This window comes from Pseudomonas ogarae, assembly GCF_014268695.2.
GTDB classification, from domain to species: Bacteria; Pseudomonadota; Gammaproteobacteria; order Pseudomonadales; family Pseudomonadaceae; genus Aquipseudomonas; species Aquipseudomonas kilonensis.
Map to the genome: position 1 here is coordinate 893088 of NZ_CP077086.1, position 15227 is coordinate 908314.

The window sequence follows — 15227 nt, forward strand, 5'->3', positions numbered from 1 at the left end:
GAGCGGCAGGCTACAACCCGTAAGGAGCATTCATGCGTCATTACGAAATCATCTTTTTGGTCCACCCGGATCAAAGCGAGCAAGTCGGCGGCATGGTTGAGCGTTACACCAAGCTGATCGAAGAAGACGGCGGCAAAATCCACCGTCTGGAAGATTGGGGCCGTCGTCAACTGGCCTACGCAATCAACAATGTTCACAAGGCTCACTACGTGATGCTGAACGTTGAGTGCACTGGCAAGGCCCTGGCCGAGCTGGAAGACAACTTCCGCTACAACGATGCAGTGATCCGTAACCTGGTCATCCGTCGCGAAGAAGCCGTCACCGGCCAATCCGAGATGCTCAAGGCTGAAGAAAACCGCAGTGAGCGCCGTGAGCGTCGCGACCGTCCTGAGCACTCTGACAGCGCCGATGGCGATGACAGCGATAGCGACAGCGACAACAGCGATAACGCTGACGAGTAATCCACGGACCTTTTAAGGAGCCAATCACATGGCACGTTTCTTCCGTCGTCGTAAATTCTGCCGCTTCACCGCTGAAGACGTGAAAGAGATCGATTACAAAGATCTCAACACTCTGAAAGCCTACGTATCCGAGACCGGCAAAATCGTTCCAAGCCGTATCACCGGTACCAAAGCTCGTTATCAGCGTCAGCTGGCCACCGCTATCAAGCGCGCCCGCTTCCTGGCCCTGCTGGCCTACACCGACAGCCACGGCCGCTGAGACCGGGCAGTCGACGAGTAGTAAGGGATTGAATGCATGCGCGCCTTAGCTGAGTTCATCATGCGCGGTCGTATGCAGGCCACTCTGGTAGTGGCTGGATGCGCGGCATTGCCGTTGTTGTATTGGTTGGGTGCTGCCGCCGGGAGTCTTGTACTCCTGCGGCGCGGATTGAGGGACGCCTTGGGCGTTCTTGCTCTAGGACTGCTGCCGGCCTTGCTCTGGTGGCTGTATTCCGCGGACCCGCGTGCAGTCATGGTACTGCTGGGGACTTCGGCGCTAGCGTTGGTGTTGCGCGCTAGCGAATCCTGGAACCGCGTGCTGCTGGTCAGCATAGCGATAGGCGTGGTGTTTTCAGTGGTGCTCGGGGTGGCTTTCGCACCCCAGATCGAGATGCTGTCGCAGGCTTTGATAAAAATCCTGCCCGAGGCGCTCGGTGATCTCTACCAGCAGATGTCGGTAGAAGAGCAGGCGCGTTTCGCGTCCCTGATCGCCCCCGTCCTGACCGGACTGATTGCGGCCTTGTTGCAAATCGTCAGTGTGCTGAGCCTGGTTATCGGGCGCTACTGGCAGGCGTTGTTGTACAACCCGGGTGGTTTTGGTCGCGAGTTTCGCGCCATCCGTTTCCCGCTTGGGCTGGCGATTTTGCTGCTGGCGGGCATGCTTCTGGGACCGAACTTCGGTCCGCAGATGGCGATGCTCACGCCGTTGTGCAGTGTACCGCTGGTGTTTGCCGCCCTGGCCCTGATTCACGGGCTGGTGGCGCAAAAGCGACTGGCCAGGTTCTGGCTGGTGGGGTTGTACGTCACGTTGTTGCTGTTCATGCAACTGATCTATCCGTTGCTGGTGGTCTTGGCCATCGTCGACAGCCTGATTGATTTTCGCGGTCGTATGGCGCCGAAAGACGCCGACAACGCGAACGGTGAAGGTTAAAAGTTAGAGGATTTTCACATGCAACTGATCCTTCTGGAAAAAGTCACCAACCTGGGCAACCTGGGTGACAAAGTAAACGTTAAGGCCGGCTACGGTCGTAACTACCTGCTGCCTTACGGCAAAGCTACCGCTGCGACCGCTGCCAACCTGGCTGCGTTCGAAGAGCGTCGTGCTGAGCTGGAAAAAGCTGCCGCAGACCGTAAAACCTCGGCTGAAAGCCGTGCTGCCCAACTGGCCGAGCTGGAAGTGACCATCACTGCCACCGCTGGCGACGAAGGCAAGCTGTTCGGTTCGATCGGTACTCACGACATCGCTGACGCACTGACCGCCTCCGGCGTTGAAGTTGCGAAAAGCGAAGTTCGTCTGCCGAACGGCACCATCCGCAACGTAGGCGAATTCGACGTAGCCGTGCACCTGCACGCCGAAGTTGAAGCCACCGTACGCGTTGTCGTGGTAGCAGCTTAAGCAATACCTGTCGGTTGGCACCCTCGGGTGCTTGCCGGTAACATCGGGCACGATCCTGTTTACAGGTCGTGCCCTTTGTCTTTCTGCAATTCCTGATTTTCATAACCAGAAGTGGCCATGAACGAAATCACCGCTCCCGAGCAATACGATCTGCAAACCGCTGCCCTTAAGGTGCCTCCGCATTCCATCGAGGCCGAACAGGCCGTGCTCGGTGGCCTGATGCTGGACAACAACGCCTGGGAACGCGTGCTTGATCAAGTCTCCGATGGCGATTTCTACCGGCATGACCACCGGCTGATTTTCCGTGCGATCGCCAAGTTGGCCGATCAGAACATGCCGATCGACGTCGTGACCCTGGCCGAGCAATTGGACAAGGAAGGCCAGACGTCCCAGGTCGGCGGCCTCGGCTACCTGGGCGAACTGGCGAAAAACACGCCGTCGGTCGCCAACATCAAGGCCTATGCCCAGATCGTGCGCGAGCGGGCGACCTTGCGCCAATTGATCGGTATCAGCACCGAAATCGCCGACAGCGCCTTCAACCCGGAAGGCCGCACCGCCGCCGAGATCCTTGACGAAGCCGAACGGCAGATCTTCCAGATCGCCGAGGCCCGGCCGAAAACCGGTGGCCCGGTCAGCGTCAACGACCTGCTGACCAAGGCCATCGACCGCATCGACACCTTGTTCAACACCGACAACGCCATTACCGGCCTGTCCACCGGCTACACCGACCTCGACGAGAAGACCAGCGGCCTGCAGCCGTCCGACCTGATCATCGTCGCCGGCCGTCCGTCCATGGGGAAAACCACCTTTGCGATGAACCTGGTGGAAAACGCCGTGCTGCGCAGCGAAAAGGCGGTGTTGGTGTACTCCCTCGAGATGCCAGGTGAATCGCTGATCATGCGTATGCTCTCGTCCCTGGGGCGTATCGACCAGACCAAGGTTCGTTCCGGCCAACTGGAAGACGACGACTGGCCGCGCCTCACCTCGGCGGTCAACCTGCTCAACGACCGCAAGCTGTTCATCGACGATACGGCCGGTATCAGCCCATCGGAAATGCGCGCTCGGACCCGTCGCCTGGTGCGTGAGCACGGTGAGGTCGGGTTGATCATGATCGACTACCTGCAACTGATGCAGATCCCCGGTTCCAGCGGCGACAACCGGACCAACGAGATTTCCGAAATCTCCCGTTCCCTCAAGGCCCTGGCCAAGGAATTCAACTGCCCGGTGGTGGCTCTTTCCCAGTTGAACCGTTCCCTGGAACAGCGTCCCAACAAGCGTCCGGTGAACTCCGACTTGCGGGAATCCGGAGCGATCGAGCAGGACGCCGACGTCATCATGTTCGTGTACCGCGACGAGGTGTATCACCCCGAGACGGAGCACAAGGGCATCGCCGAAATCATCATCGGCAAACAGCGGAACGGCCCGATCGGCTTTATCCGCCTGGCGTTCATCGGTAAGTACACCCGGTTCGAGAACCTGGCGCCGGGTAGCTACAATTTTGACGACGACGAATAATAGGGGTGCCACCAATTTCCGACCATAGTCGTCGGAATTGGTTATTTTTTGTGCTATATTCCGCGCCCGCGATTTTTCATCTTTTATACCGGTCATCGACATGCAAGCAGCCAAGCCGTTATTTGACTATCCCAAGTACTGGGCCGAATGTTTCGGCCCGGCGCCGTTCCTGCCCATGAGCAGGGAGGAGATGGATCAGCTCGGCTGGGATTCGTGCGACATCATCATCGTGACCGGTGATGCCTACGTCGATCACCCGTCGTTCGGCATGGCGATCATTGGCCGTTTGCTGGAAGCCCAGGGCTTTCGTGTCGGGATCATTGCCCAGCCGAACTGGCAGTCCAAAGACGACTTCATGAAGCTTGGCGAGCCCAACCTGTTTTTCGGCGTCGCGGCCGGCAACATGGATTCGATGATCAACCGCTACACCGCCGACAAGAAAATTCGCTCCGATGACGCCTACACCCCGGGCGGCATGGCGGGCAAGCGGCCGGACCGTGCGAGCCTGGTCTACAGCCAGCGCTGCAAGGAAGCCTACAAGCATGTCCCGATCGTGCTCGGCGGCATCGAAGCGTCGCTGCGCCGTATCGCTCACTACGATTACTGGCAGGACCGGGTGCGCAACTCGATCCTGATCGACGCCTGCGCCGACATCCTGCTCTACGGCAATGCCGAGCGGGCGATTGTCGAAGTCGCCCAGCGCCTGTCCTACGGCCACAAGATCGAAGACATTACCGATGTACGCGGTACGGCCTTCATCCGTCGTGATACGCCGAAAGACTGGTACGAAGTCGATTCCACGCGCATCGACCGCCCGGGCAAGATCGACAAGATCATCAACCCGTACGTCAATACCCAGGACACTCAAGCCTGCGCCATCGAGCAGGAGAAGGGGCCGGTCGAAGACCCGAGCGAAGCCAAGGTCGTACAGATCCTGGCGAGCCCGAAAATGACCCGCGACAAGACCGTGATCCGTCTGCCATCGGTGGAAAAGGTTCGTGGCGACGCGGTGCTCTACGCTCACGCCAACCGCGTGCTTCACCTGGAAACCAACCCAGGCAATGCCCGTGCCCTGGTGCAGAAGCACGGCGAAGTCGATGTCTGGTTCAACCCGCCGCCCATTCCGATGACCACCGAAGAAATGGACTACGTGTTTGGCATGCCTTACGCACGTGTTCCCCATCCGGCGTACGGCAAGGAGAAGATCCCGGCCTACGAGATGATCCGTTTCTCGGTGAACATCATGCGTGGCTGCTTTGGCGGCTGCACGTTCTGCTCGATCACCGAGCACGAAGGCCGGATCATCCAGAACCGTTCCGAAGAGTCGATCATTCGCGAGATCGAAGAGATCCGCGACAAGGTCCCGGGCTTCACCGGAGTCATTTCCGACCTCGGCGGCCCGACCGCGAACATGTATCGCATTGCCTGCAAGAGCTCGGAAATCGAATCCGCGTGCCGCAAGCCGTCGTGCGTGTTCCCCGGCATCTGCCCGAACCTGAACACCGACCATTCTTCGCTGATCCAGCTGTACCGCAGCGCCCGGGCCTTGCCTGGGGTGAAGAAGATCCTGATTGCCTCCGGCCTGCGTTACGACCTGGCGGTCGAGTCGCCGGAGTACGTCAAGGAACTGGTGACCCACCACGTCGGCGGTTACCTGAAGATCGCTCCGGAGCATACCGAGGAAGGCCCGCTCAACCAGATGATGAAGCCGGGCATCGGCAGCTATGACAAATTCAAGCGGATGTTCGAGAAGTACACCAAGGAAGCCGGGAAAGAGCAGTACCTGATTCCGTACTTCATCGCCGCCCACCCGGGCACCACCGACGAAGACATGATGAACCTGGCGCTGTGGCTCAAGGGCAACGGTTTCCGTGCCGACCAGGTGCAGGCGTTCTATCCGTCGCCGATGGCCACGGCGACCGCCATGTACCACTCGGGCAAGAACCCGCTGCGCAAGGTCACCTACAAGAGCGACGCGGTGACCATCGTCAAGAGCGAGGAGCAGCGCCGCCTGCACAAGGCCTTCCTGCGTTATCACGACCCCAAGGGTTGGCCGATGCTACGCGAAGCGCTGACCCGCATGGGCCGCGCCGACCTGATCGGGCCGGGCAAGAACCAATTGATTCCGTTGCACCAGCCGGCCACCGACAGCTACCAGAGCGCCCGTCGCAAGAACTCGACGCCAGCCGGCAGCCACAAGGTGGGCAAGGAAACCACCAAGATCCTGACCCAGCACACCGGCCTGCCACCGCGCGCCAGCGATGGTGGCAACGCATGGGACAAGCGCGAGCAAGCCAAGGCCGCGGCATTCGCCCGCAACCAGCAGGCTGCCAAGGAACGCAAGGACGCCGCCAAGGGCAAAGGCCCGAAACCGGCGCGCAAGCCTGTCGTGCCACGCTGATCACCCTGCCACCTCGTAAAACGCCAGCCATAAGTGCTGGCGTTTTGCTTTCTAGCGGCGGTGCTGGCCGTTTGTTATCGTGGCGCCCGCCTTATCGCGCAATGGCGGACGCGTAGCTTTTGTGGCGCGGGGATAAATCCCCTCGCCACAGGGTTCAGTGCGGATAAAGATTCACCCTCCGATTCTCAAGGACGATTCATATGAGCACTCCGTTACCCGGCATCGGCATGGACAACAGCATCTCCCAGATGATGGCCCGCCGCCGCATTGAAAGCCAAATCAACCTGCCACGCCTGTTTGCCTCCATTGACGCCGATCCGAGTATCGTCGGTGCAGGCGTGGTGTATATCGACGCCGAGTTCAATGTAGTGACCCTGCGTGAGTTCAAGCCGATCTGCAGCATCAAGCCCAAGCGGATCATTTTGCGCGAGGCACAGAAATACATCGCGCCGGCTCAGTTTGCTCAGCAGGTTCAGGACAATCCACGGGAATCGCGATTGGTCGGCGAAGCGATCAATACGTCCTTGTCGTGCGCGGGGGCCGTTATCGGTTGGGTCGTGGTACTCAGCGGCTCCGTAGCTATCCCATTTTCAGCAGGGGCAAGCACTGCGATCGCTGTGTTGGGTTATACCGCCGCCGCGGCCAGCACTGCGCAATGTTTTGCGAGCGGTTATCGCATGCGCAATGAAATCAGTAACCCAGCCCGAAACGATCAGCTCGACAGTGAGGAGTGGTACCAGAACACCATGATTGTGCTGGATGCCGCGGCGTTGGTTGGGGTCGGGGCATCGTCGCTGACGACTCTCAAACTGGTCAGATTGAATAAAGCTGCCACGGGCAAAAGTGTGAGGGAGGTGCTCCGGGGCCTGAACCGACAGGAGCGAGCAAAACTGACCAAAGAATTGCTGAGTATCAATGACCCTCGCCTGACCTCCAAACTGCTCAAACTCAAGCAACTGTCTGGCGAGCTACCCAAGCGCTTCACGCCCACTCAAATCAGACATGCCACAGTCACACAGATTCGGGATGCCCTGGGAGCCGCCATCGGCTTCACTGGAAGCGCGATTTCCGGGAATGTCCGGACCATTGCAGTGGGGTTGTACGAGGAGATCGAAGAATGAATGGACAGCCCAGTGTTCGCGTTTTTCTCATCCGATATTTTCCGGTCTTCATGGGCGCGATATTTGCGTCGGTCTTCGCTCTGGTTTTTGCTGTTCCACTTTTTTTTGAAAGCTATTTTCGCGACCTTTCCTTGGCCGACAGCACGAAGTGGTCGTTCTTGGGGGGAATCGCGCTTACCGTTGTCATGGTGCATTGCAACTTTATGATTGCGCGTGGGCGGCCACATTGGGTGTGGCCGTTGGCGGTGGTGTTGGGACTTTGTTTTTTATGTGTGCTGCCCACAATCGAATATCGGCCTAATAAGATCATTTATAGTTTGAGTTTGCTTTTTCCATTGCTTGCTCTGCTGCTGCTCAATAGCAAGCGTCATCGCGAAATGCGCCAGAAGCTATTGGAAGTTCGTTATCTGCGCCAAGCGGCTATCGCCAAGCACAAAGCCCGATAGGCATCACCCGGTAACAGGTAGCAGTTTCTCGGGGAATCTGCGGACAATCGCCGCGGGTCTATATGAGGAAGTTGGATAATGGATCGCAGTTCTTCCTTGGGCGCTTTCCTCGCCCGTTATTTTCCGGTGTTCATGGCGACGATCCTGCTGGGCTGCTTTTGCGGATCCACGCTGCTTGTGTTGGCTGGGACCACGTATTGGCGTGCCCTGGAGCCGTCAGCCAGGACCGATTATGTCGGGCTCGGCACCTTGGCCCTGGTGATCGTCCTGGTCCTGGGCAACCTCTTGATCGTTCGCGGGCGCGCCTGGGCGGTCTGGTGGGTGGCGGGGTATTTCCTGGCCTGTCTGGCGGCGGTGCTGCCGACGTTCGCTTATGGACCGCATCAGGGCGTGTACCTCTTCGCGGTGCTGTTGCCACTGCTGGGGCTGTTGTTGCTCAACAGCAAACGCCATCGGGAAATGCGCGGCAAACTCGTCGACATCCGCCGCCAACGGGGGCTGATCATCCAGGCTGCCAAGGCCTCGCGCCGGCGTCGCTGAATCGACTTGCGCCAGCCGCGCCGCATTTATGTGCATTCCTTTACAGATGAATACGGGCATCGCGCGTTTTTAGTGCTCTACTGGCTTGAGTAGACAAAGAAAGTGTCCGGCCTGCCTGCATGGCATAAGTCTTGCGCCGCTTTCGATAACGCCCAGGCTCGCAGGAGGCACGTCGTGTCGATCCATGTCGCATTGCATCACGTCACGCATTACCGCTACGACCGCGCCGTCGAACTCGGCCCGCAGATCGTTCGCCTGCGCCCGGCGGCCCACAGCCGCACGCGCATTCTTTCCTATGCGCTGAAGGTTTCGCCCGAGCAGCATTTCATCAACTGGCAGCAAGACCCCCAGGGCAATTACCTGGCGCGGTTGGTGTTTCCCGAGAAAACCCGGGAGATGCGGATCGAGGTCGATCTGTTGGCGGAAATGGCGGTGTTCAATCCGTTCGACTTCTTCCTCGAGCCCTACGCCGAAAAGATTCCGTTCGCCTACGCGGCCGACGAGCGCAAGGAGTTGGCGCCTTACCTGGAAACCCTGCCGCTGACGCCGAGGTTCCAGGCCTATCTGGACGGCATCGACCGGACGCCGTTGCCCGCGGTGGATTTTTTGGTGGCGCTCAACCAGCGCCTGAGCGAAGACATCAACTACCTGATCCGCATGGAACCCGGCGTGCAGACCCCGGAGCATACCCTGGAGCACGCGTCCGGTTCCTGTCGCGACTCGGCCTGGTTGTTGGTGCAGATGTTGCGCAACCTCGGCTTGGCCGCGCGTTTCGTTTCCGGTTACCTGATCCAGTTGACCGCCGATGTGAAAAGCCTCGATGGCCCGTCCGGCACTGACGTGGATTTCACCGATTTGCATGCCTGGTGCGAGGTCTACCTGCCCGGTGCGGGCTGGATCGGCCTGGATGCAACGTCCGGGTTGTTCGCCGGTGAAGGCCACATCCCGTTGGCGTGCAGTCCCGATCCGTCCTCGGCGGCACCGATCAGTGGTTTGGTGGAGCCTTGCGAGTGTGAGTTCAGCCACGAAATGTCCGTCGAGCGGGTCTGGGAAGCGCCGCGGGTGACCAAGCCTTACACCGACGCACAGTGGCTGGCGATCCAGGCGCTGGGGCGCCAGATCGATGCCGACCTGTTGGAGGGCGACGTGCGCCTGACCATGGGTGGCGAACCGACCTTTGTCTCCATCGATGACCCGGACGGTGCCGAGTGGAACACCGCGGCACTCGGGCCTGATAAACGCAGGCTCTCCGCCGAGCTGTTCCAGCGCATGCGCAATCACTATGCGCCCAAGGGGCTGGTGCATTTCGGCCAGGGCAAGTGGTACCCCGGCGAACAATTGCCGCGCTGGTCGCTCAACTGCTATTGGCGGCGCGACGGGGTGCCGATCTGGCACAACAGCGCGTTGATCGCCGACGAGCAGGAGGACTACGGCGCCGATGGCGAACTGGCTGGGCGTTTCCTGGCGAGCGTTGCCGAGCGTTTGAAGATTCCTGCGCGGTTTGTGTTTCCGGCCTACGAAGACAACTTCTATTACCTCTGGCGCGAAGGTGCATTGCCTTCGAATGTCACGGCCGAGGACCCACGCCTGGAGGACGCCCTGGAGCGTGCACGGCTGCGCAAGGTCTTCAACCAGGGCCTGGACAAGGTCATCGGCCAGGTCCTGCCGCTGGCCCGTACCGCCAAGGGCGATCAATGGCAAAGCGGTCGCTGGTACCTGCGCGACAACCACTGCCGCCTGGTGCCGGGGGATTCGCCCCTGGGTTATCGCTTGCCACTGGCGTCGCAGCCTTGGGTGACGGCGGCCGAATACCCGTTCATCCACCCCACCGACCCGAACCAGGACTTGCCCGAGCTGCCCGGCACCGAGCAACTGGCGCGTCACGGCGAGCCGGCGGCCGAGCAGGAGCGTGTCCCGGAGATCGATAAATCCGCCGACTGGCTGACCCGCACCGCCTTCTGTGCCGAGGCCCGTGAAGGCCGGCTGTACCTGTTCATGCCGCCACTGGAGCGGGTCGAGGATTACCTGGAACTGGTCAGCGCCATCGAGGCGACGGCTGAGGAGCTGCACTGTCCGGTGCTGTTGGAGGGCTACGAGCCGCCGAGCGACCCGCGCCTGGGCAATTTCCGCATCACTCCCGACCCGGGTGTGATCGAGGTCAACGTGCAACCTTCGGCGACCTGGGATGAGTTGGTCGAGCGCACTGAATTTCTATACGAAGAAGCGCGACAGACCCGACTGACCACCGAGAAATTCATGATCGATGGCCGGCATACGGGCACCGGCGGCGGTAACCATTTCGTACTGGGTGGCGCGACACCGGCTGACTCACCGTTTCTGCGGCGTCCCGACCTGCTGCGCAGCCTGATCAGTTACTGGCATAACCACCCGTCGTTGTCCTACCTGTTTTCCGGATTGTTCATCGGCCCGACCTCCCAGGCGCCTCGTGTGGACGAGGCGCGCAATGACGCGTTGTACGAACTGGAAATCGCTTTCGCGCAAATGCCGCAACCCGGCGAGGAGTGCCCGCCGTGGTTGGTCGATCGCCTGTTGCGTAACCTGTTGATCGACGTGACCGGCAATACGCACCGTGCCGAATTCTGCATCGACAAGCTCTATTCGCCAGACGGCGCCACGGGGCGTCTCGGTCTGTTGGAGTTGCGTGCTTTCGAGATGCCACCCCACGCCCGCATGAGCCTGGCCCAGCAATTACTGCTGCGGGCGCTGGTGGCGCGGTTCTGGCGCGAGCCTTATGCGCCGGCGAAACTGGCGCGCTGGGGCACCGAGCTGCATGACCGTTTCCTGTTGCCGCACTTTATCGAGCAGGATTTTGCCGACGTCATCCATGAGCTGAACGCCGCCGGCTACCCGCTGCGGGCCGAGTGGTTCGCCGCGCACCTGGAGTTCCGCTTCCCCAAGGTGGGCGATTACGCGGTCAGCGGTATCGAACTGCAATTGCGCCAAGCCCTCGAGCCTTGGCATGTGCTGGGGGAAGAGGGCGCGGTGGGTGGTACCGTGCGTTATGTGGATTCTTCCCTGGAGCGCTTGCAGGTCAAGCTCAGCGGCCTGGCGCCGCAACGCTACCTGCTGACCTGCAATGGTGTGCCGGTGCCGTTGCAACCCACTGGTCGGGTCGGCGAGTTCGTCGCCGGGGTGCGTTTCCGCGCCTGGCAACCGGCCAACTGCCTGCAACCGACCATCCCGGTGCATGCGCCGTTGGTCTTCGATTTGCTCGACACCTGGATGCAACGTTCCGTGGGCGGCTGCCAGTATCACGTGGCCCATCCGGGCGGGCGTAACTACGACAGCCTGCCGGTGAATGCCAACGAGGCCGAAAGTCGGCGGATGGCGCGTTTCTTCCGGCTCGGACACACGCCGGGGAAACTTCCGATACCCTGCCTGGCCATGGATGACGAGTTTCCGCTCACGCTCGATCTGCGACGTTTTCAGGATGCGTCAAAAAAATAAAAAAACCGTGGCGAGGGAGCTTGCTCCCGCTGGGTTGCGCAGCAGCCCCAAGATTTTGCGGTCGCTGCGCAACCGAGCGGGAGCAAGCTCCCTCGCCACGATGAGTGCAGTCTGAAGACCCAGGCCGGATCCAACACAAACACACCTATCCGGGCGTCATGCGCTTGCGCTAGTCTCACCTTTTATTGCCGTCTGCCGAGCTTTCCATGCCTGACCTGCTTGACCGTTACCCGCTGACGACGGGCACCTATCACGAACTGTTGGACGACAACGGTGCGGTGCGTCCGCACTGGCGGCGGTTGTTCGATCAGTTGCAGCGCAGCACGCCGGCTCACCTGATCCAGCGACAGGCGCTGCTGGCTCGGCAGATCCAGGAAAACGGTGTCACCTATAACGTCTACGCCGATCCGAAGGGCGCCGACCGGCCGTGGGAGCTGGACTTGCTGCCCCACGTGATCGACCCGCAGGAATGGAAGCACCTGTCGGCCGGGATCGCCCAGCGTGCGCGGCTGCTCAATGCGGTGCTGGCCGACCTGTATGGGCCACAGCGGCTGATCAGCGAAGGGCTGTTGCCGGCAGAACTGGTGTTCGGGCACAACAATTTCCTTTGGCCCTGCCAGGGCATCGCGCCGCCTGACGGCAGCTTCCTGCACTTGTATGCGGTGGATCTGGCGCGCACGCCCGATGGTCGTTGGTGGGTCACGGCGGATCGGACCCAGGCGCCTTCGGGGGCCGGTTATGCGCTGGAAAATCGCATGATCGTTTCCCGCGCCTTTCCCGATTTGTATCGCGACTTGAAGGTGCGGCACTTGTCCGGGTTCTTCCGCACCTTGCAGGAAACCCTGGCACGACAGGCCCCCAGCGACGGTGAGTCGCCGCTGGTGGTGCTGTTGACGCCGGGGCGGTTCAACGAAAGTTATTTCGAACATCTTTATCTGGCGCGCCAGCTCGGCTATCCGCTGGTAGAGGGAGGCGACCTGACCGTGCGGGACGCCACGGTCTACCTCAAGACCCTCAGTGGCCTGCGCCGGGTCCACGCCATCATGCGCCGGCTCGACGACGATTTCTGCGACCCCCTGGAGCTGCGTACCGATTCGGCCCTCGGCGTGCCGGGGTTGTTGGAAGCGGTGCGCCAGGGCCGGGTGCTGGTGGCCAATGCCCTGGGCAGCGGCGTGTTGGAGTCACCGGGCCTGTTGGGGTTCCTGCCGAAGATCAACCAGTATCTGTTCGGTGAGGAATTGATACTGCCGTCCATCGCCACCTGGTGGTGCGGTGAGCCGCCGGTGCTGGCCCAGGCCCTGGAAAAACTTCCGCAACTGTTGATCAAGCCGGCGTTTCCTTCCCAAAGCTTCACACCGGTGTTCGGCCGTGACCTGAACGAGGCGCAGCGTGGCCAACTGGCGGCGCGCATGCAGGCTCGGCCCTATGCCTATGTCGCCCAGGAGTTGGCGCAACTGTCCCAGGCCCCGGTCTGGCAGGCCGAAGACGGGCACATCCAGCCTCGGGCCATCGGCATGCGCGTGTATGCCGTGTCCGGGAAGGATGATTATCGGGTGCTGTCGGGTGGCCTGACCCGCGTGGCCGCCGAGGCCGACGCCGAAGTGGTGTCGATGCAACGTGGTGGCGCCAGCAAGGACACCTGGGTGCTGGGCGAGCAGGCGCCCGGCGGTGAACAATGGAAGGCCCAGCGAACAGTGGGGGTCCACGACCTGGTTCGACGCGATCCGTACCTGCCTTCGCGGGTGGTGGAAAACCTGTTCTGGTTCGGCCGCTACTGCGAGCGTTGCGACGACAGCGCGCGGCTGCTGCGGATCATGCTGGGGCGTTATGTCGATGGCGATGATCCGCAGGCCCTGCAGTCGGCGGTGTCCCTGGGTGAAAGCCTGATGCTGCTGCCTGAAGAGGGCGAGTTGCATGAGCGTTTGCTGGCGGCGCTGTTGGGGGACGACTGGTCGTTCAGCCTGCGCTCCAACCTGCAGCGCTTGCAGTGGGCGGCCTCGCAGGTTCGTGGCAAGCTGTCCCGGGAGAACTGGCAGGCGCTGGTGGAGTTGCAGCGCGAAGCGATGGAGCTGGAAACCGAGGAGCCGGATTTCGGTGAGTTGCTGGATTTTCTCAATCGGCTAGTGATGTCCCTGGCGGCGTTGTCTGGTTTTGCCTTGGACGACATGACCCGCGACGAGGGCTGGCGCTTCTTGATGATTGGCCGACGCCTGGAACGCTTGCAGTTCCTCAGCAGCAGCCTGGCGGCGTTTTTGCGCAGCGATGCAGTGTTCGACCAGGCCGGGTTGGAGTGGCTGCTGGAACTGGGCAACAGCAGCATCACCTACCGTTCGCGCTACCTGGCAGTGGCGCAACTGATCCCGGTGCTGGACCTGTTGTTGCTGGACGAACAGAACCCCCACGCGGTGCTTTTCCAGTTAAAGCTGGTGGCCCGCACGCTTAAACGGCTGAACGACGATTTTGGCGCACCGAAGGAAACGGCCTTGCCAGAATTGGTGACGCGTCTTTCTCGCTTTGACTTGCGTTGCCTGGAAAATCCCCTGTTTGGCGAAGCCAGCCTGCGCGCAGCACTTGATGGGCTGGCCGACCTGTTGCAGGAAGTGGCCGATGTCGGTGGCCAGGTGTCCGATCGCCTGGCCTTGCGTCATTTCGCCCACGTCGATGACGTCAGCCAACGCACGGTGTCTGTCTGATGAGCGCTCGTTACCAGATTCTCCACGACACCCATTACCACTACGACAGCCCGGTGTCCCTGGCCCAGCAGCTTGCCCATCTGTGGCCGCGCGCCTGTGACTGGCAGCGTTGCACCGAACAGCAGTTGCTGATCAGCCCGGAGCCGACGACCCGTCGCGATGAGCTGGATGTGTTCGGCAACCCGCTGACCCGCCTGGCCTTCGAACGGCCCCATGACGAGCTGCTGGTCAATGCTCGCTTGAGCGTCGAAGTGCTGGCGCGCCCCGCGCTGGATTTCGGCCTGTCCCCGGCCTGGGAATCGACCTGCAACGCGCTGAGCTACAGTGGCCGGCCACTGGCGGCACCTTTGCTGGAGGCGTGCCGTTATCGTTTCGAGTCGCCGTATGTGCACCTCAAGCGCAGCTTCGTCGAGTTTTCCGAAAGTTGCTTCCCGCCGGGGCGACCGCTGATGGTTGGCGTTCGAGTGCTGATGGAGAAGATCTTCGAAGAGTTCACCTTCGATGCCGAGGCGACTCAGGTGGCGACGCCGCTGGTGGAGGTGCTGGAGCGGCGGCGGGGCGTATGCCAGGACTTTGCCCATCTGATGCTGGCCTGCGTGCGCTCGCGCGGTCTGGCGGCGCGTTACGTCAGCGGCTACCTGCTGACCCAGCCGCCACCCGGCCAGCCACGGCTGATTGGCGCCGATGCGTCCCATGCCTGGGTCTCGGTGTATTGCCCGGTGTTGGGTTGGGTGGACTTCGACCCGACCAACAACGTACAGCCGGCCCTGGAACACATCACCCTGGCCTGGGGGCGGGACTTTTCCGATGTGTCGCCGCTGCGGGGGGTGATCCTGGGGGGCGGCAATCATGATCCTGAGGTGCGGGTGACGGTGATGCCGCTGGAGTCATGACCCAGCTGTCCAGTGAAAATACCTGTGGCGAGGGA

At 61.2% G+C, this 15227-nt stretch carries 12 protein-coding genes; all 12 read left to right on the forward strand.

Annotated elements, in window-relative coordinates:
• Positions 1–32: 32 nt before the first annotated feature.
• Positions 33–461, forward strand: coding sequence for a 30S ribosomal protein S6 (rpsF, locus tag HU749_RS03815; protein ID WP_003186395.1), 429 nt, complete (start codon positions 33–35; stop codon positions 459–461).
• Between the two features lie 28 nt (positions 462–489).
• On the forward strand, positions 490–720 hold the full coding sequence (rpsR, locus tag HU749_RS03820; protein ID WP_002551829.1) for a 30S ribosomal protein S18: 231 nt from the start codon (positions 490–492) through the stop codon (positions 718–720).
• Between the two features lie 36 nt (positions 721–756).
• Positions 757–1650, forward strand: coding sequence for a YybS family protein (locus tag HU749_RS03825; RefSeq protein WP_079301647.1), 894 nt, complete (start codon positions 757–759; stop codon positions 1648–1650).
• Positions 1651–1668: 18 nt separating this feature from the next.
• Complete coding sequence (gene rplI, locus HU749_RS03830) at positions 1669–2115, forward strand: 50S ribosomal protein L9 (RefSeq protein WP_003197251.1); 447 nt, start codon at positions 1669–1671, stop codon at positions 2113–2115.
• A 117-nt stretch (positions 2116–2232) separates the two neighbouring features.
• A complete protein-coding gene (dnaB, locus tag HU749_RS03835; RefSeq protein WP_014336312.1) occupies positions 2233–3630 on the forward strand; it encodes a replicative DNA helicase in 1398 nt (465 codons plus the stop codon).
• Between the two features lie 100 nt (positions 3631–3730).
• On the forward strand, positions 3731–6031 hold the full coding sequence (locus tag HU749_RS03840; RefSeq protein ID WP_079301648.1) for a YgiQ family radical SAM protein: 2301 nt from the start codon (positions 3731–3733) through the stop codon (positions 6029–6031).
• A gap of 200 nt (positions 6032–6231) precedes the next feature.
• On the forward strand, positions 6232–7152 hold the full coding sequence (ssp4, locus tag HU749_RS03845) for an Ssp4 family T6SS effector (RefSeq protein ID WP_079301649.1): 921 nt from the start codon (positions 6232–6234) through the stop codon (positions 7150–7152).
• Positions 7149–7598 (forward strand): hypothetical protein, encoded by a 450-nt coding sequence (locus HU749_RS03850; protein ID WP_079301650.1) that lies wholly within the window; start codon positions 7149–7151, stop codon positions 7596–7598. The genes ssp4 and HU749_RS03850 overlap by 4 nt, the downstream gene beginning before the upstream one ends.
• A 78-nt stretch (positions 7599–7676) precedes the next feature.
• Positions 7677–8138 carry a hypothetical protein gene (locus tag HU749_RS03855; RefSeq protein WP_079301651.1) on the forward strand — a complete coding sequence of 154 codons (462 nt, stop codon included), beginning with the start codon at positions 7677–7679 and terminating at the stop codon, positions 8136–8138.
• Between the two features lie 174 nt (positions 8139–8312).
• Positions 8313–11606 (forward strand): transglutaminase family protein, encoded by a 3294-nt coding sequence (locus HU749_RS03860; protein WP_079301652.1) that lies wholly within the window; start codon positions 8313–8315, stop codon positions 11604–11606.
• A gap of 206 nt (positions 11607–11812) precedes the next feature.
• Positions 11813–14299, forward strand: a complete 2487-nt coding sequence (locus tag HU749_RS03865; protein ID WP_046065544.1) for a circularly permuted type 2 ATP-grasp protein — start codon at positions 11813–11815, stop codon at positions 14297–14299.
• Complete coding sequence (locus tag HU749_RS03870; protein ID WP_186651116.1) at positions 14299–15192, forward strand: transglutaminase family protein; 894 nt, start codon at positions 14299–14301, stop codon at positions 15190–15192. The genes HU749_RS03865 and HU749_RS03870 overlap by 1 nt, the downstream gene beginning before the upstream one ends.
• Positions 15193–15227 lie beyond the last annotated feature (35 nt).

Coding starts and splice junctions, on each gene's coding strand:
- rpsR (WP_002551829.1), top strand. CDS start 490: ATGGCACGTTTCTTCCGTCGTCGTAAATTCTGCCGCTTCACCGCTGAA.
- HU749_RS03870 (WP_186651116.1), top strand. CDS start 14,299: ATGAGCGCTCGTTACCAGATTCTCCACGACACCCATTACCACTACGAC.
- ssp4 (WP_079301649.1), top strand. CDS start 6,232: ATGAGCACTCCGTTACCCGGCATCGGCATGGACAACAGCATCTCCCAG.
- dnaB (WP_014336312.1), top strand. CDS start 2,233: ATGAACGAAATCACCGCTCCCGAGCAATACGATCTGCAAACCGCTGCC.
- HU749_RS03865 (WP_046065544.1), top strand. CDS start 11,813: ATGCCTGACCTGCTTGACCGTTACCCGCTGACGACGGGCACCTATCAC.
- HU749_RS03850 (WP_079301650.1), top strand. CDS start 7,149: ATGAATGGACAGCCCAGTGTTCGCGTTTTTCTCATCCGATATTTTCCG.
- HU749_RS03855 (WP_079301651.1), top strand. CDS start 7,677: ATGGATCGCAGTTCTTCCTTGGGCGCTTTCCTCGCCCGTTATTTTCCG.
- HU749_RS03840 (WP_079301648.1), top strand. CDS start 3,731: ATGCAAGCAGCCAAGCCGTTATTTGACTATCCCAAGTACTGGGCCGAA.
- rpsF (WP_003186395.1), top strand. CDS start 33: ATGCGTCATTACGAAATCATCTTTTTGGTCCACCCGGATCAAAGCGAG.
- HU749_RS03825 (WP_079301647.1), top strand. CDS start 757: ATGCGCGCCTTAGCTGAGTTCATCATGCGCGGTCGTATGCAGGCCACT.
- rplI (WP_003197251.1), top strand. CDS start 1,669: ATGCAACTGATCCTTCTGGAAAAAGTCACCAACCTGGGCAACCTGGGT.